16 protein-coding genes are annotated in these 17859 nt (G+C 49.0%); 8 read left to right on the plus strand and 8 right to left on the minus strand.

The window, feature by feature from the left end; all coding sequences use genetic code 11:
- The first annotated feature begins 53 nt into the window (after positions 1 to 53).
- Genes FQZ95_RS24280 through FQZ95_RS24295 form a run of 4 tightly spaced genes read left to right on the plus strand, consistent with a single transcriptional unit; the run spans position 54 to position 2089 of the window.
- Positions 54 to 767, plus strand: coding sequence for a Bax inhibitor-1/YccA family protein (locus tag FQZ95_RS24280; protein ID WP_160530829.1), 714 nt, complete (start codon positions 54 to 56; stop codon positions 765 to 767).
- Between the two features lie 23 nt (positions 768 to 790).
- Positions 791 to 1489 carry a hypothetical protein gene (locus FQZ95_RS24285; protein WP_160530831.1) on the plus strand — a complete coding sequence of 233 codons (699 nt, stop codon included), beginning with the start codon at positions 791 to 793 and terminating at the stop codon, positions 1487 to 1489.
- 8 nt (positions 1490 to 1497) lie between these two features.
- Positions 1498 to 1854 carry a DUF3969 family protein gene (locus FQZ95_RS24290; protein ID WP_088541620.1) on the plus strand — a complete coding sequence of 119 codons (357 nt, stop codon included), beginning with the start codon at positions 1498 to 1500 and terminating at the stop codon, positions 1852 to 1854.
- Positions 1855 to 1867: 13 nt separating this feature from the next.
- Positions 1868 to 2089 (plus strand): hypothetical protein, encoded by a 222-nt coding sequence (locus FQZ95_RS24295; RefSeq protein WP_000471748.1) that lies wholly within the window; start codon positions 1868 to 1870, stop codon positions 2087 to 2089.
- 3 nt (positions 2090 to 2092) lie between these two features.
- On the opposite strand, the gene FQZ95_RS24300 is transcribed toward FQZ95_RS24295, so the two are convergent.
- From FQZ95_RS24300 to FQZ95_RS24310, 3 genes are read right to left on the minus strand one after another with little or no spacing between them, the layout of a single operon-like run.
- Entirely contained in the window at positions 2093 to 3049 is a 957-nt protein-coding gene (locus FQZ95_RS24300) for a lysylphosphatidylglycerol synthase domain-containing protein (protein ID WP_160530833.1), read from the minus strand.
- Positions 3049 to 4290, minus strand: a complete 1242-nt coding sequence (gene clsB / locus FQZ95_RS24305; RefSeq protein WP_115738781.1) for a cardiolipin synthase ClsB — start codon at positions 4288 to 4290, stop codon at positions 3049 to 3051. The genes FQZ95_RS24300 and clsB overlap by 1 nt, the downstream gene beginning before the upstream one ends.
- Positions 4287 to 5048, minus strand: coding sequence for an endonuclease/exonuclease/phosphatase family protein (locus FQZ95_RS24310; protein WP_160530835.1), 762 nt, complete (start codon positions 5046 to 5048; stop codon positions 4287 to 4289). The genes clsB and FQZ95_RS24310 overlap by 4 nt, the downstream gene beginning before the upstream one ends.
- 132 nt (positions 5049 to 5180) lie before the next feature.
- Here FQZ95_RS24310 and FQZ95_RS24315 point away from each other — a divergent pair, with 132 nt between their 5' ends.
- Complete coding sequence (locus FQZ95_RS24315) at positions 5181 to 5591, plus strand: YbhQ family protein (protein WP_000871981.1); 411 nt, start codon at positions 5181 to 5183, stop codon at positions 5589 to 5591.
- On the opposite strand, the gene FQZ95_RS24320 is transcribed toward FQZ95_RS24315, so the two are convergent.
- From FQZ95_RS24320 to cecR, 5 genes are read right to left on the minus strand one after another with little or no spacing between them, the layout of a single operon-like run.
- On the minus strand, positions 5553 to 6659 hold the full coding sequence (locus FQZ95_RS24320) for an ABC transporter permease (RefSeq protein WP_000469031.1): 1107 nt from the start codon (positions 6657 to 6659) through the stop codon (positions 5553 to 5555). The two genes, FQZ95_RS24315 and FQZ95_RS24320, sit on opposite strands and share 39 nt — an antisense overlap.
- Positions 6660 to 6669: 10 nt before the next feature.
- Entirely contained in the window at positions 6670 to 7803 is a 1134-nt protein-coding gene (locus FQZ95_RS24325) for an ABC transporter permease (protein WP_000070131.1), read from the minus strand.
- Positions 7796 to 9532, minus strand: a complete 1737-nt coding sequence (locus tag FQZ95_RS24330; protein ID WP_105277041.1) for an ATP-binding cassette domain-containing protein — start codon at positions 9530 to 9532, stop codon at positions 7796 to 7798. The genes FQZ95_RS24325 and FQZ95_RS24330 overlap by 8 nt, the downstream gene beginning before the upstream one ends.
- A complete protein-coding gene (hlyD, locus tag FQZ95_RS24335; RefSeq protein WP_001296990.1) occupies positions 9525 to 10520 on the minus strand; it encodes a secretion protein HlyD in 996 nt (331 codons plus the stop codon). Before hlyD ends, FQZ95_RS24330 begins: the two co-directional genes overlap by 8 nt.
- Before the next feature lie 2 nt (positions 10521 to 10522).
- Positions 10523 to 11194, minus strand: a complete 672-nt coding sequence (gene cecR, locus FQZ95_RS24340; protein WP_001296991.1) for a DNA-binding transcriptional regulator CecR — start codon at positions 11192 to 11194, stop codon at positions 10523 to 10525.
- A 228-nt stretch (positions 11195 to 11422) separates the two neighbouring features.
- Here cecR and rhlE point away from each other — a divergent pair, with 228 nt between their 5' ends.
- The 3 genes from rhlE (at position 11423) to dinG (ending at position 17841) form a co-directional block, all read left to right on the plus strand.
- Entirely contained in the window at positions 11423 to 12787 is a 1365-nt protein-coding gene (gene rhlE, locus FQZ95_RS24345; RefSeq protein ID WP_000007133.1) for an ATP-dependent RNA helicase RhlE, read from the plus strand.
- Between the two features lie 607 nt (positions 12788 to 13394).
- A complete protein-coding gene (locus FQZ95_RS24350) occupies positions 13395 to 15407 on the plus strand; it encodes a type III effector (RefSeq protein WP_160530836.1) in 2013 nt (670 codons plus the stop codon).
- Between the two features lie 283 nt (positions 15408 to 15690).
- On the plus strand, positions 15691 to 17841 hold the full coding sequence (dinG, locus tag FQZ95_RS24355; RefSeq protein WP_032183796.1) for an ATP-dependent DNA helicase DinG: 2151 nt from the start codon (positions 15691 to 15693) through the stop codon (positions 17839 to 17841).
- Positions 17842 to 17859 lie beyond the last annotated feature (18 nt).

The following is a 17859-nucleotide window of genomic DNA, read 5'->3' on the forward strand; positions in this document are numbered from 1 at the left end:
TTTTTGCGTTAATTGCAATAGATATTGATATTCAACTTAAGGATATAAAAATAATGAAATCGTACTCATCAAAAAACATAACTAATGATTTTCAGTACGAGGCCAGGATATTAAATGCCATATGGCTCATTACCGCTGTCGGTTTGGTGGCAACCGCAGGACTGGCCTGGGGAGCTAAGCATCTCAAAATTACGGCAACAAAATATGATTCACCGCAAATGTATGTCGCCATAGGATTATTATTACTTTGTATGTATGGCTTAAGTAAAGATATCAACAAGATAAATGCCGCCATCTCAGGCGTTATATATCTGTTTTTACTCTCTTTGGTGGCGATTGTGGTTGCAAGTTTAGTTCCTGTATCTGCCATTATCCTTGTGTTCAGCACTGCGGGCGCGATGTTTTTAATCAGTATGCTGGCCGGTTTATTATTTAATGTTGATCCTGGTTCTCATCGTTTTATCATTATGATGACGTTGACAGGGTTGGCCCTGGTGATCATCGTGAATGCCGCATTAATGAGTGAACGGCCCATTTGGGTAATAAGTTGCTTAATGATTGTTTTATGGTCAGGCATTATCTCGCATGGACGAAATAAGCTCCTTGAACTGGCAGGAAAATGCCATAGCGAAGAGTTGTGGAGTCCGGTTCGTTGCGCTGTTACAGGTGCATTAACACTCTATTACTATTTTATCGGCTTCTTTGGGATTCTTGCAGCTATAGCGATAACGCTTGTCTGGCAAAGGCATTCACGGTTTCAGTGGTAGTCATGATTTATGGAAAAATCACAATGACAGGTTTAATGAAAAAACAGCCTTTAATGACCAGAATGATGGCCTGTATCTGGTTGATAACAGCGGTTGGTTTATGGGTAACTGCAGGATTTGCATGGATAGCAGACTATTATAACATTACCGCAACGCATCAACATACCGCACCATTCTTTTTAGCCGTTGTCTTGCTTCTTATTTTTGGATACGGATTAAGGACGAAAATTGAGAAAATAAACACATTAACAATATGTATTGTTTATTTTTCCATAATCAGTCTATTCTCAATATTTATTGCAAGCCTTTTTTCGATTGCGTTTGTCAGGCTATTATTGGGCATCGGTGGGGCAATGTTCTTTCTTAGTACACTGCTGGCTTTGAGTTTTAGTATCAATATGGTCTCACGTTGGTTTGCTTTATTATTATTTGGGGTCGGTTGGAGTATTTCTTTTGTTTCTAATTTCGTCTTGTTGAATAGTTTGTATCTTTGGGTAATGAGTTTTTTCTTTGTATTATTATGGTCATATATTGTCTTAATGAAATTAAATGTACTGAAGCTTTATGCGCGCAAGTTATATAGCGATGAACCCTGGACGTTGAAGCATTGTGTCATTGCTGGGGCATTAATGCTTTACTTTGATTTTGTCTGCTTCTTTTGGTCAATTGTTGTAATGGTTTTTGAGTTGCTCAACGTCAGACAATGGTTGCGAAAGTCATAAGGAATAGTATGCAATTAGTTTACACCATCGATAATAAATATGTGGATAAATTTATGGCTATACTGCTTTCAGGAGTGTTACATTCCTTGAAAGAAGGCACTATAACTATAGATGAATCTGAACTCTTAGTTTTCAGACCTTTTATTTCCAGGGTTTTACACAAAAATAATTGTGATAAAGAGCTAATAGAGATAATTGATCTTGGTTGTGTTCTTGAAGATATTGAGTCATTGGTTCCTGAGTATCTTGATGATGCTTTAAAAAATTTAATAACCAAAACAAGTGATTTTACATATGCAATAAAAGATAATTATCCCGTAGGTAATAAAATGGAACATGCAGTATCTTTTATGTTTAGAAATTGAAAAGGTTTATAAAATGTTCAAAGATAAGACTCTGGCAGCAGATATCAGCGCATTAATGCTCAATATTGGTTCTCAATTAGATGCATCAGTATTATATGTTCAGCAAGCTTGCGATGAATCTGAGCTTAATATTTATCGTTCCGCCGTCGGGGAAATTATGGGGCGCATGTTAATCGATATCATGAACCCCATCTATAAACAGCATCCCGAACTTAAACCAAAAGAACTTAACTAAACTTCACATTACCGCTTCATTTTTCGCTCGTAGCTTCTTCGCCTGGCTTTCCAGCAACAGGTAACAGATCAGCGCCAGCAGCAGCGGGATAAAGTAATACAGCACACGGTAAGCGAGCAGGGCGGCGATAATTGTGCCTTTGGAGGTATGCTCCCCAGCCAGTAGCGCGATAAACACCGCTTCCAGTACACCAATTCCCGCCGGAATATGCACAATTACCCCGGCAATACTGCTTACCAGTAATACGCCCAGTACAAAGAAATAGTTCACGTTTTGACCTAGCAACAGCCAGATAATCGCTCCCATTACCATCCAGTTAACGCTGGAAATCAGCATCTGGGCGAGGGCGAATTTCCATGAAGGCAGCACCAGCTTTTGCCCTTTGATGGTCATATGGCGGTGCTTCGCGAAAGCGCAAAACCACAAATAAACCGCGATAATCAGCAGTAAGCCAATGCCGAGAATACGCAGCGTAGTTTGATCGACATACCAGTGATCCGGCAGCTCCACCACGCCTGCGGTAAAGATAATCCCGGCCAGCAAAATATAGCCCAGCCAGTTGGTGGTAATACTGAGCGAGAAAATCCGCGTAATAGTGCTGCCCGGTAACCCTAGCCGGGAGTACAAACGATAGCGCATACCTATGCCGCCGACCCAGGTACTGAGCGTCAGGTTGAAGGCGTAGCAGATAAACGACACCAGCATCACCTGGCGCTTCGCCAGTTTGTGACCGCAGTAGAAACGGGCGAGCAGGTCGTAGCAGCCATATATCAGATAGCTGACGACCACCAGCCCAATCGCACTGAGCAACGCAACGCGATTGTAATCGCGGATGACCTTCCAGACCTCTTCCCAGTCTACCTTTTTGGCGTAGATCACCAGCAACACAATCACTGCGATAAAAAATAGCCAGGTGAGGATCTTCTTTGCTAAGCGCCAGCGTGGGTGTGATTTACTCATCAGGGTTTTACCCCCGTGTTTTCAGTTTCTACCCGATCCTGCGTTTCCATTGTCGGCTGAGCGGGCGGGTCAACCTGCGCCAGACGTGGCGTGTGTGCCGGAAGCCAGCCAACCAGCGCCGGGAAGTGGCGCAAAAAATGGAATGCCAGCACGCTTTTGGTCAGGTTCCACCAGGTGCGTTTCGGCAGCATGGATTCATCCACTTGTTGACAGTCGGCGGCGATGATGCCGTTCAGATTATCGCGTAGCGTCTGGTTAAAATTACGATCGTGAATGATGACGTTTGCTTCGAGATTTAGCGACAAACTGAGCGGATCGAGATTACTGGACCCTACCGTCGCCCAGTGATCGTCCATCAATGCCACTTTACCGTGGAGCGGGCGGCGGCGGTACTCAAATACCTGAACGCCGCCTTTAACCAGATAGTTGTACAGTAAACGCGCGCCGACTCTGACAATGGGCATATCCGGTTCGCCCTGAATGATCAGCTTGATCCGCACCCCGCGCCGTGCCGCTTTACGTAAGGCGTGCAAAAATCGATAGCCAGGAAAGAAGTAGGCGTTGGCGATAATCACTTCCCGACGCGCCTGAGTGAGCATTTTCAGATAGTGGCGTTCGATATCATCGCGATGTTCTTCGTTATCGCGCCAGACCAGCAATACCTGCGCTTCTCCCGGCTGGCGGTTCTCTTCCGCTTTGTGATGACGTCGCCACCAGCGTCGGGCCGCGCTCTGTCCTGGCAGGTTTTCCAGCTCAAACTGGAGAATATCTTCGACAATCGGCCCTTCAAGGCGCACCGCGTAATCCTGTTTAGCCTCTGGACCGTAGCTGGACATATGCTCGGCGGAGTAATTCAGCCCGCCAATAAAGGCGATACGCGCGTCGATCACCACAATTTTGCGATGCATCCGGCGAAACACATTGGTGCGCATACCAAAAAGGCGAGGGCGGGGATCGTAGTAGCGAAATACCACGCCAGCTGCCGTCAGTTCATTGACAAACTCATCGCTGAGATCCGGCGAACCGTAGCCATCCAGCAAGACTTCCGCTTTCACCCCGCGTTGCGCTGCTGCCAGTAGCGCCGCATGCAGCTGTTTGCCGACGTCATCCTCAAACCAGATAAACGTTTCAAGAATGATGCGTTCTTGTGCCTCGCCAATCGCCTTAAACACCGCGGGATAATATTGCTCGCCGTTTTCCAGCAACTGGATCTTATTGCCTTCACGCCAGCTACATTTCATAAATGAATCTCCGCACTTAAAGGGGCATGATCAGAAAGGTGTCGCCATGTCCGCAGCGGCAACGCGGTTGGCGCGCTGGCGCTGGCATTTTTGACGTAGATCCTGTCCAGTCGTAGTAGAGGAAATTGCACCGGAAACGTGCGCGCCGGGCGTCCGTGGGCGCGGGTAAATATCTCATCCAGCCCGGCCTGCACTTTTAAGGGATGATTGGCTTTTTGCCGCCAGTCGTTGAAATCACCCGCCACTAATACCGGTTCGCCGTCCGGCAGCTCATTCACCCATTCAGCGAGCATCGCAAGCTGCGCCTGACGGTGCGCTTCACGCAGGCCCAGATGTACGCACATCACATGAATCGCTTTCCCGGTCATCGGCGGCACAATGCGGCAGTAGAGCACGCCGCGCTTTTCCGCACCATCGATTGAAACATCACGATTCTCATAATGTTCAATGGGATAGCGTGACAGTACGGCGTTTCCATGATGCCCTTCCGGGTACACCGCATTGCGACCGTAGGCAAAATCGCTCCACATAGTGTCGGCGAGAAACTCGTAGTGCGAGGTATCGGGCCAGTTTTCCATATGCAGCGGATGAACTTCGTGCGCACCCATCACTTCTTGCAGGCAAACAATATCGGCACTGACGGTACGCACGGCGTCGCGAAGTTCCGGCAAAATGAAGCGTCGGTTAAACGCGGTAAAGCCTTTGTGAATATTGATGGTGAGCACCTTGAACGAAAATTGTTGTGTTTGAACGGGCATAATTTTCCTGTCTTTGCCTCTTATCTCATTGAAATAGTGTAGTCGGCGTCACAAAAAGGTGCGGTCTTACGGAATTTTCCGTAAAGTTCGGTACTCTGAGTAAGTAGAGATAAATTCTTCAGGAGAGAAGCCATGAAGTGGCAACAACGTGTTCGTGTCGCAACGGGTCTAAGTTGCTGGCAGATTATGTTGCATTTACTGGTAGTGGCGCTGCTGGTGGTGGGCTGGATGAGTAAGACTCTGGTTCACGTCGGCGTGGGATTATGCGCACTGTATTGTGTCACGGTAGTGATGATGCTGGTGTTTCAGCGCCACCCCGAGCAACGCTGGCGTGAGGTGGCAGACGTGCTGGAAGAGCTGACTACGACCTGGTATTTTGGCGCAGCGCTGATTGTGCTGTGGCTGTTGTCCCGCGTACTGGAAAACAACTTTTTGCTGGCAATTGCAGGGCTGGCAATCCTTGCTGGCCCGGCGGTAGTGTCTTTGCTGGCGAAAGATAAGAAGTTACATCACCTTGCGTCTAAACATCGCGTACGCCGCTGACCCTGTCGTGGCCGTTATCACCAGTAGCGGCCACAAACTATTCCACACAATATCCAGACTCGCATCCTTCAAATAAATCTGCTTGGTAATGTCCGTAAAGTGGCGAATAGGGTTAATCCACGTCAGGTTTTGCAGCCATACTGGCATGTTTTCCACTGGCGAAACGTAACCGGAAAGGAGAATGGCGGGCATCATAAAGACAAACACGCCGATAAACGCCTGCTGTTGCGTTGAACAGAGTGACGAAATCAACAGACCGAATCCCACCAGCGATAAACCGTAAATCACCATCGTAAAGTAGAATAGCGCCAGCGATCCGGCGAAGGGGATTTGATACGCCCAGATACCAATCGCCAGCACAATGGTGGCCTGGAAGGTGGCGACAATTAATGCCGGTACGGCTTTGCCGATGAATATCTGCCAGGTGGTGAGGGGAGAAACCAGTAACTGATCGAGCGTACCCTGTTCACGTTCGCGGGCGACGGAAAGTGAAGTGACGATCATTACGCCGATAGTGGTGATCATGGCGATCAGCGACGGCACCACAAACCATTTGTAGTCGAGATTCGGGTTATACCAGTTGCGTACCACCAGCTCGCTGTTGTTAGGTTTCGGTTTTCCTTCCAGCAGCTCCTGCTGATAATTTTTGACGATCTGTTGCAGGTAGTTGGCGGCAATTTGCGCACTGTTGGAGTTGCGTCCGTCGAGGATCAACTGCAATGGCGCGGTCTGGAAGGTATCCAATTTGCGTGAGAAATCAGCCGGGAAACGCACCAACAATAACGCCTTTTGCGTATCGATGGTTGGGCGGATCTCCTGCGGGCTTTTCAGTAGCAGCACATGGGTAAAGGCGCTGGCGCGGGCAAAACGTTGGGTCAGCTCCACCGAATGCTCGCCGTTATCTTCATCGTAGATGGCGATGGTGGCGTTAGTCACTTCCAGCGTGGCGGCGAACGGGAACAGAATCACCTGAATAAGCACAGGTAAAATCAGAATCGCGCGGGTTTGCGGTTCACGCAGCAACGACTGCAACTCTTTGCGGATTAACGTCCATAAGCGATGAAACATGCTCTTCTCCCTAATCCAGCCGACGTTTGGTTTTCAGCCACGTCAGGCCGATAAACATCACCGCCGAAGCGATCAAAAACAGCACGTTCACCACCAGCACCACCGGAATATTCCCGGCGAGGAACAGGCTTTGCAGGGTGCTGACGAAATAACGTGCGGGAATAATGTACGTCACCGCGCGGATCACCGCGGGCATACTGTCTATCTGAAAAATAAAGCCGGAAAGCATAATCGACGGCAGAAAAGCGGCGTTCAGGGCAACTTGTGCGGCGTTGAACTGGTTGCGGGTAATTGTGGAAATCAGCAGCCCCATTCCCAGAGTACTGAGCAAAAACAGGCTGGAGATAAAAAACAGAATCAGCAGCGACCCGCGATACGGCACGCCGAGAATAAACACTGACACCAGCATACACAGCAACATCGCCAGCATCCCAAGGAAGTAATAAGGGATCAGCTTACACAGCAACAGTTCCGTACGGGTTATCTCCGTAGAGAGTAACGCCTCCATGGTGCCGCGTTCCCATTCTCGCGCCACCACCAGCGAGGTGAGAATCGCGCCGATAACCGTCATGATGATGGTTACCGCACCGGGGATAATAAAGTGCTGGCTAATCGCCGCCGGGTTAAACCAGTAGCGAGTCTGGACGTCGATAAGCGGTTCAAAAGTCTGCCCGTTGTCCTCTGCCCGCTGCATTTGCCAGATCTGCCAGATCCCTTCGACATAACCTTGCACAAAGTTAGCGGTATTTGGCTCACTGCCGTCGGTGATCACCTGAATCGGCGCGGTAGCGTTGGCGCGCTCCATCTGTTCGGCGAAATCCACCGGAATCACCACCAGGCCACGAATTTTTCCCGCCTGCATTTTGGCGATCAATTCCTGACGGTTATCGCTGATGGTGGCGTCGATGTAGGGCGAACCGGTCATGGTATGGGTGAAATCCAGCGCCGCTTCGCTACGCTGTTCCAGCAAAATCCCGACCCGCAGCTTGCTGGAGTCGAGGTTAATGCCGTAGCCAAATATAAACAGCAGCAACAGTGGGATCACCACTGCAATCAGCCAGCTACTCGGATCGCGAACGATCTGCCGCGTCTCTTTGACGCACAGCGCCCGCACGCGACGCCAGGACAGGATCGGATTACTCATGGCTATGCTCCTTATCCCAGTCGTGGATCAACTGAATAAAGGCCTGCTCCATTGTGGGATCGGGTTGCTCGTCGTTGGCCGACTGCGCTTTCAAATCATCTGGCGTGCCGCTGGCGATTAATTTCCCACGATACACCAGGCCGATGCGGTCACAATATTCTGCTTCATCCATAAAGTGGGTGGTGACCATTACCGTGACGCCTTTCTCTACCATGCTGTTGATATGCAGCCAAAATTCGCGGCGGGTGAGGGGATCAACGCCGGAAGTCGGTTCGTCGAGAAACAGAATGTCCGGTTCATGCATCAGCGAACAAGCCAGCGCCAGCCGCTGTTTAAAACCTAATGGCAGTTCATCGGTCGCGTGGGAGGCGATACTTTTCAGGCCGAACGCCTCACTCATACGGGCGATTTTTTCGTTCTGCGCCCGCCCGCGTAAGCCATACACGCCGGAGAAAAAGCGTAAATTCTGTTCGACCGTCAGGTTGCCATAGAGCGAAAACTTTTGCGCCATATAGCCGAGATGCTGGCGCGCTTTGCCAGAACTCTCTTTCAGATCCATCCCCAGCACCAGCGCCTGGCCAGAGGTCGGTACCAACAAGCCGCACATCATCTTAAAGGTGGTCGATTTCCCTGCGCCGTTTGGCCCGAGCAAACCAAAGATTTCACCGCGTTTGACGGCAAAGTTGACGTGATCGGTGGCGGCAAAATCGCCAAACTTTTTGGTCAGCTCTTTCGCTTCGATCACCGTCTCGCCAGGTGTACCTTCCACCGTATGCAATATTGCGCCCAGCGGTGATTCCGAGGTTCCAGCTCCGCCCAGCAAATCAATAAACGCATCTTCAAAGCGGGGCGTGGTTTGGCTGATGTCGATTTCTGGCATCCCGTCGGCGTGGCGAATATCGTCTGGTGTGGTCTCTTTTTTGAGGATCAGTCGTACCGATTTCCCCTGAATCATGCCGTCGCTGACCTGCGGCAGTTTCAAGGCGCGTTGCAACAGTTTGCGGTTGCCCTCGTGCGGGCTGGTCATCAGAAAGCTGCGTCCGGCCATGGTTTGTGTCAGGGCCGTCGGTTCTCCCTGGTACAACAATTCACCTTCGTTCATCAGTAACACGTCACGGCACTGCTCGGCTTCGTCGAGATACGAGGTACTCCAGAGAATTAACATTCCTTCGCCTGCCAGCTCATGCACCATCTGCCACAATTCGCGGCGTGAGATAGGGTCAACGCCGACGCCAGGTTCATCGAGCAGCAACACTTTCGGTTCGCCCACCAGCGTACAGGCCAGGCCGAGTTTTTGCTTCATCCCGCCGGAGAGCTTGCCCGCCAGACGTCCGGTAAACGGGCCAAGAGATGTAAACTCCAGCAGGCGAGCAAAAGTCTGCTTCCGCGCTTCACCGGTGACGCTGCGCAAATCCGCGTACAGATTGAGGTTCTCCATCACCGTGAGATCTTCATACAGGCCGAATTTCTGCGGCATATAGCCGAGAACGGCGTGCAGCGCGCCGTCGTTTTTGATCGGATCAAAGCCAATCACCGTGGCGCTGCCGCTATCGGGTTTCAGTAATCCCGCCAGCATGCGCATCAGTGTGGTTTTACCTGCGCCATCCGGCCCCACCAGCCCCGTTACATAACCAGCATGAATGGTACAGTCGAGCGGCGCGACGGCGGGCTTGTCCATGCCCGGAAAGCGTTTTTCCAGACCGTTCAGCGTAATAACGGCATCATTCATGTCCTGCCTCGTTACCGAATTGCACCGTCACCGGCATTCCCTGGCGTAAGGCATCATCGGCGTCGGTCACCACAATACGCAGGCGATAGACGAGGTCGGTACGCAGATCCGGCGTTTCGACAGTTTTCGGGGTAAATTCAGCGGTAGGCGAAACGAAACCAATCTGCCCGTGATACGGTTTGTCCGGGCGACCGTCGGTATAAAGCAGCACTTTGCGCCCCGGCTGGGCCTGGTCGAGATTACGTTCATCAACATAAGCGCGCACCCACACCGGACGTGTCAGTGAGACGGTAAAGACTGTGCCACCTTCATTGAGCACCGTGCCAGGCTCTACCGCGCGGGTTAACAGCGTGCCATCAGACGGTGCTATCAACGTTGAGTCCTGTAAATTCAGCTCCGCCTGCGCCAGTTGCGCCTGCGCCTGTTCGAGGCTGGCTTTCGCCTGGGCGATGTCCTGTTCACGGTTACCGGAGCGATACTGACGCAATTTATCCTGTGCTGATTTCAGCGTTGCCTGCGCCTGGTCGCGCGAGGAGCGGGCATTTTCCAGGTCGTTTGCCGAAATAGTGCGACTTTTCCACAACCCTTGCTGGCGGTTGTAGAAGTTCTGCGCATAGTCATATGCGGCCTGCGCCTGTTTTACGGCTGCGGCGGCCTGAGCGATTTCTTCATCGCGATACCCGGCAAGCATCAGGTCATACTGCGCCTGTGCCACCGAAACACCCGCTTTTGCCTGCATCAGGGCAATTTCATACGGCTTATGATCCAGTTCACCCAGCACCTGGCCCGCTTTAATCGCATCACCTTCGTCCACGGCCAGCGACTCAACGCGCCCCCCAACACGGAAGCTAAGATTCACGGTGCGAATATCCACGTTGCCATATAACGTCAGGCCGTTATCCTGGCGACTTTGATACCACCAGTAGCCTCCGGCAACCACGGCGGCAAGTACCACTACCGCCAGTCCGATCACGACAGGTTTTTTCATCACTACAAACTCCTTTGCGATAATCCTTGCAAAATCAGGTCGATATGACAGGTCACCGTCTGGTTGATCAGTTCGGTCTTTTCTTCATCGAACGCGGTCCAGCCGGTACGTAACAAAATAGTTTCTTTGCCAAGACGAAACGCCAGAATCTCACCAATCAACGCATGGGTATGAAGGATCATGCGGGTGTCGTTGGCGTCGCAGCCGGTCCAGGCGGCAATCAGGCGTGTAAGGTGGCTGTGTAGCGGGCTAATCACCTGTTCATGCACCAGGTGGTAGGCTGCCGTAGGAGAGAGTTGCTCACGGGAGATAAACTTGCTGAGGTTGACGGTGTCATCCTGGGTGAGCAGCTTAATCATGTTCCTGCAGGCACGAAGGATCAGTTCACGAATAGCTGCGCGATCCGGCTGTGGTTGTGCGAACAAGCGTTCGGCTTCTTCAGCGTGCGGACGGAACTGCTCGCCAATAAAATCGGCAATCCACTGGGCGCAGGCGAGATACAAATCTTCTTTCGAACCGAAGTAGTAGGTGATGGCAGCGATATTCTGCCCGGCCTGGGCGGCTATCTCGCGGGTGGTGGCGTTCATTCCATATTCACCAAACTGCGCCAGTGCGGCAGCAATCAGCTGTTTTTTCGCCTGTTCACCCTTGATTGTCATGGCAGGATTATTCATCGCACAGTCCATTCTTAATCAAATGATTGATTAAGATTATGACTCCATATGGGAGTTGTCCAGTATGACCAGGAATTTTAGCAACGCCAGTCACAGGGATAATTTATGCGCTGCGTCACAAAAACTGCTACACTCCGCTCCCTCATGACATTGTGGTTTTTGTCATTTTCCTTTTCAGTATCTCCCTGAAAACTACACCGGTAACGGTCGGGGCGGTTCGGAGTAGTTATGTCTTTCGATTCTTTGGGTTTAAGCCCTGATATCCTGCGCGCCGTTGCCGAGCAGGGTTACCGTGAACCCACCCCTATTCAGCAGCAGGCGATCCCTGCGGTGCTGGAAGGCCGCGACCTGATGGCTAGCGCCCAGACCGGCACTGGCAAAACAGCGGGCTTTACGCTGCCCCTGTTGCAACATTTGATTACTCGCCAGCCGCACGCCAAAGGGCGTCGTCCGGTCCGTGCGCTCATTCTTACCCCAACCCGTGAACTGGCAGCACAGATTGGCGAAAACGTCCGTGATTACAGCAAATACCTGAACATTCGTTCGCTGGTGGTATTTGGCGGTGTGAGCATTAACCCGCAGATGATGAAGCTGCGCGGTGGCGTTGATGTGCTGGTGGCAACGCCGGGGCGTTTGCTGGACCTGGAACATCAGAATGCAGTGAAGCTGGATCAGGTTGAAATTCTCGTCCTCGATGAAGCTGACCGCATGCTCGACATGGGCTTTATCCACGATATCCGTCGTGTGTTGACTAAGCTGCCAGCGAAGCGCCAGAACCTGTTGTTCTCCGCCACTTTCTCAGACGATATTAAAAACCTGGCGGAAAAACTGCTGCATAACCCACTGGAAATTGAAGTGGCACGCCGCAATACCGCGTCTGATCAGGTGACCCAGCACGTTCACTTTGTCGATAAGAAACGTAAACGCGAATTACTGTCGCACATGATTGGTAAAGGGAACTGGCAGCAGGTACTGGTGTTTACCCGTACCAAACACGGTGCTAACCATCTGGCTGAACAGCTCAATAAAGATGGTATCCGCAGTGCGGCGATCCACGGTAATAAATCGCAAGGTGCGCGTACTCGTGCACTGGCCGATTTTAAATCGGGCGATATTCGTGTTCTGGTGGCAACTGACATCGCTGCACGCGGTCTGGATATCGAAGAGTTGCCGCACGTCGTCAACTATGAACTGCCAAACGTACCGGAAGATTACGTCCACCGTATCGGGCGTACCGGTCGTGCAGCGGCAACTGGTGAAGCGTTGTCGCTGGTGTGTGTGGATGAACACAAACTTCTGCGTGATATCGAAAAACTGCTGAAAAAAGAGATTCCACGCATTGCGATTCCGGGTTATGAGCCGGACCCGTCAATCAAAGCCGAACCGATCCAGAACGGTCGCCAGCAACGTGGCGGCGGCGGTCGTGGGCAAGGTGGTGGTCGCGGTCAACAGCAACCACGCCGTGGAGAAGGTGGCTCAAAATCTGCAAGTGCAAAACCTGCAGAAAAACCATCTCGTCGTCTCGGCGATGCCAAACCGGCAGGCGAGCAACAACGCCGTCGCCGTCCGCGTAAACCTGCCGCTGCGCAGTAATACCATGTAAGGGCAAAAGAGTATCACAGGCTTTTGCCTATTATTCAGGTAACACGGTCAGACATGCATGACATGTCTGATTTTATTGTTTTAATAAATTTGCTTTATGATCTATCTAGTGTATATAAAATGGCAATGAAATTATTTCTTCTTGCAATTTGAATTATTGTTAATAACATTGGTTGATATTCATAAACAAATTCTGGGAAAGTCTGGAATAAACATGCTATTGCATAAAGTGTTTGTTCATCATCTGGAAAATTATTATGAGATATGTGATTTAGTATTAGCTTGATTCTGTCCCTGATTTTATTATTTTCATTGTCTATAGTGTATCCGACTATCTCCCTAAGCAAAATAAAGTGTGCAGTCGTTTCATTACCGTATATCTTTAGCATTTCCAATAAACTATCAAAAATCGCTCATTTCTGCTTATTGATAGAAAGATTGATTGCCAGCCTGTTTAGATCCGTACAGCAGCAGACTTTCATAACCCGGTTGATCCTGAGTTTGCAGTACGAAAAGTTAAAAATGAGCGATTTCTGTAAGATTCCCTATTTTGCCAGGCTTATGATCCGCAGATCATTCATGTGCAAAGGAGCGGTGTATGGATTGTTCAAAATGCAATGGTTATGCGACGATGTTATTAAATATGGTGCATGGTTCTGACCCGGTTAATTTACTGGAATTACATGGTTTCCTTGAACATTTCGCATATTATATCTCATTTGGCAAATTTAATGCAGGCCACCAGCGCTATAATGCTTTTAAAAAATTCGTCAGTGAGATTTCGGAGATCAGCGCAAATGATATCAGTATGACGATTAAAACCGGCCAATCCAGACATGAAAAAATTATCTCTATAAATATGAATGATGCAATTCCTCGTGATGAGAAAGGGATCACTGTCCGAATAGATAATATTAATGGAAAGAAAAATAACTCTAATTCATCAGATGTTTTTATTCCTTATGTAAATACATTTTCTGACCTCAAAAATAAAATACTCAGGATGAAAATTGAACTGACTGAAGGTAGTGGTTTTTCTAAAAGTCTTTTTGACAGTCAGATTGAGACGCATATTCTGAGGAATGTTAATTCGCTTAACGTTGGTGAGAAATTGAATGATGATAATCTTGCATATCATTCTATATTCACTAACGAATTCTCTGTTATTATTCCGCCATCCTATTATGATGCGACTTCTGCAGTAAACGCTAATAATATTGTGAGAGAAAAACTATATGAAAGTGATAGTAAAGTTAAAGATATCGTCGATGATATGTCTAATCATGACGTGGAGAGCGAAAAAGATATATTTGTAATCGGGGGGATGATAGAAAAACTAGAGTCTCTGGCAGACGAATCTTTCAATGATAATACTTATAACATAAAAACAGTAAAAGATTTGCTATCGCAATTAACTGATGGCATGGAACTCTTCACGCTGCGGGACATGGTAGCATTCCCATCGTCCATAATAGCAAAACTATTAAAATCCCCACTTAATAGCGATCATGAACTTGTTATGCGCGTACTGGATACGTATCTGTGCTACTTCAGAAATAAAAATCTGAGTAACGATGCGGAAATAATAAACTTTTTCTATGCTCTCTTTTTAAAGAGACCAGAGTTGATGGTTTCTGAAAATTATAGATTTATTCAATTTGTTGATTTGCTTTTTGAAAACAGAAGTGTTGAAGAGAAAAACTTAGCATTTGACCTTTATCACAATTATCAGGTATTACCTGAAATAAAACAATTCGTTACTGAAGAAATAAAGTTGAATTTCAATCAGCTGCAAGGATTGTTAGATAAAGATAATAAATGTTATATCCTGTTATCATCCGATAACTCTGGGCGAGTAATGCGCTTATCGCACCAGGCGTTAATCTCAATGCTTGAGCCAGAAGTTAAGAAAAAGACCATCTGGAATAATTACTCTATTTATCCATCTTTGCAGGATACCCATGAAGTTGTCAGAGATGATCCAGAAGAGATTTGTACGTGTGCATTTCCTTTATTTGCAAAAGGATGGGAATATGCGCAGAAAAATAAGAAACACCAATTGATTCTCAATGCTCTTGGATTGAAAGGTTATATTCGTGATGTATTTATGTCAGCAATAATGCGAAAAACAGACTTTGTGCCAGAATCGGATAATCAATCGACAGAATTTAAATCATTATTTTCCTCTTTGATGACCGATTCAGACCAATGGCAACAGCATACTTTGAAAGAAAAACATTACACTAATCTATTAATGATGCTGGATCTCAAAGAGGCCAGTGAAAGTGATAAATCTAAAATATTTTTCTGTCTGTCCGCCGTATTTGCAAATATTTCTCACAGTAATGTCTTTAACGGTATTCCTGATGCGTCAAAAATTTTAAAACGTTATGCATTTGCTTTATTGGCTAAAGCTCACTCTTTAGATGAAAATATGATAAGCACTCAAACTTTTAATACATACAAAGCGGTATTGCTTGATTTCAATAATCTGTCTAATGAAGAGGCCAACCAGCTGCGTATAAGTTCGTTATATCGTGATATGGTCCACTACGCACAATATCGTTTTTCTAAAGTTTTATCCGAGTGGACGCCAGACGCATGGCTGTAAAGATCGCAGCAGAATAATGGCATTGATGGCCCTGGCTCAGGCCAGGGCGGGCAATACCGGTTCCTGCGAAGCGATGACGGCGGCAAGTGTAACCACGAAATGCGGTATCACTTGCTGTTTTCTGCCCTGAAGACTGGCGCTCACTGTGCCGTCGAACTTTCAATCAAATATATTGCGAGAGGGCGTTATTGCGAGCAGCTTTCCAGAAACAGAAAAACCATTACCCCTGAAAACCGAAAAATGCCACAATATTGGCTGTTTATACAGTATTTCAGGTTTTCTCATGGCATTAACCGCCGCGCTTAAAGCGCAAATTGCCGCCTGGTATAAGGCGCTTCAGGAACAGATCCCCGACTTTATTCCCCGTGCGCCGCAGCGGCAGATGATTGCGGACGTCGCCAAAACGCTGGCCGGAGAAGAAGGGCGGCATCTGGCGATTGAAGCACCCACCGGCGTTGGGAAAACGCTCTCCTATTTAATCCCCGGCATAGCCATTGCTCGCGAAGAGCAAAAAACGCTGGTGGTGAGTACCGCTAACGTGGCCTTGCAGGATCAGATCTACAGCAAAGATTTACCGTTGCTGAAAAAGATCATTCCCGATCTTAAATTTACCGCCGCTTTCGGGCGTGGGCGCTACGTTTGCCCGCGTAATCTGACGGCGCTCGCCAGCACTGAACCCACGCAACAGGATCTGCTGGCGTTTCTTGACGACGAACTGACGCCGAACAATCAGGAAGAGCAAAAACGTTGTGCGAAGTTGAAGGGCGATCTCGACACTTATAAATGGGATGGTCTGCGCGATCATACGGATATCGCCATTGATGACGATCTCTGGCGTCGTTTGAGTACCGACAAAGCCAGCTGCCTCAACCGCAACTGTTATTACTATCGCGAATGCCCGTTTTTTGTCGCTCGTCGGGAAATTCAGGAAGCCGAAGTTGTCGTGGCAAACCATGCGCTGGTGATGGCGGCGATGGAAAGCGAAGCCGTATTGCCTGACCCGAAAAATTTACTGCTGGTGCTGGATGAAGGTCATCACTTGCCTGATGTGGCACGGGATGCGCTGGAGATGAGCGCCGAAATTACCGCGCCGTGGTATCGGCTGCAGCTGGACTTGTTTACGAAGCTTGTTGCTACCTGTATGGAGCAGTTTCGCCCGAAGACCATCCCACCGCTGGCAATCCCTGAACGTTTGAATGCGCATTGTGAAGAGCTGTATGAGCTTATCGCCTCGTTAAACAACATTCTCAATCTCTACATGCCTGCCGGGCAGGAGGCAGAGCACCGTTTTGCGATGGGCGAACTGCCTGATGAAGTGCTGGAGATCTGCCAGCGGCTGGCAAAACTCACCGAGATGCTGCGTGGTCTGGCGGAGTTATTTCTTAACGATTTAAGTGAGAAAACCGGCAGCCACGACATTGTGCGTCTGCATCGGTTGATTTTGCAGATGAACCGCGCGTTGGGGATGTTCGAGGCGCAAAGCAAACTCTGGCGGCTGGCGTCTCTGGCGCAATCTTCCGGTGCACCCGTCACTAAATGGGCGACGCGGGAAGAGCGCGACGGGCAGTTACACCTTTGGTTTCACTGCGTGGGAATACGTGTCAGCGATCAGCTGGAAAGGCTGTTGTGGCGTAGTATTCCGCACATTATTGTTACCTCCGCAACCTTGCGTTCGCTGAACAGTTTTTCGCGTTTGCAGGAGATGAGCGGGCTGAAAGAGAAAGCGGGTGACCGCTTTGTGGCGCTGGATTCGCCCTTTAACCACTGCGAACAGGGCAAAATTGTTATTCCCCGGATGCGCTTTGAGCCTTCCATCGACAACGAAGAACAGCATATTGCTGAAATGGCGGCCTTTTTCCGTGAACAGGTGGAGAGCAAAAAACATCTCGGTATGTTGGTGCTGTTTGCCAGCGGACGGGCAATGCAGCGATTTCTCGACTATGTGACGGATTTACGCCTGATGTTGCTGGTGCAGGGCGATCAACCGCGTTACCGTTTAGTTGAACTGCACCGCAAACGCGTCGCCAACGGTGAGCGTAGCGTGCTGGTGGGTTTACAGTCATTTGCCGAAGGGCTTGATTTGAAAGGTGATCTGCTCAGCCAGGTGCATATCCACAAAATCGCTTTTCCGCCCATCGACAGCCCGGTGGTGATCACCGAAGGTGAATGGCTGAAAAGCCTCAACCGCTATCCGTTTGAAGTACAAAGCCTGCCGAGCGCCTCGTTTAACCTGATTCAGCAGGTTGGGCGACTGATTCGAAGCCACGGTTGCTGGGGCGAAGTGGTGATTTACGACAAACGCTTGCTGACCAAAAATTATGGCAAGCGACTACTGGATGCATTACCGGTATTTCCGATAGAGCAACCGGAAGTCCCTGAAGGTATAGTTAAAAAGAAAGAAAAAACGAAATCCCCACGCCGTCGGCGGCGTTAATGATGTGAGTCAGGTAAG

This window comes from Escherichia sp. HH41S, assembly GCF_009820115.1.
GTDB lineage: Bacteria > Pseudomonadota > Gammaproteobacteria > Enterobacterales > Enterobacteriaceae > Escherichia > Escherichia coli_F.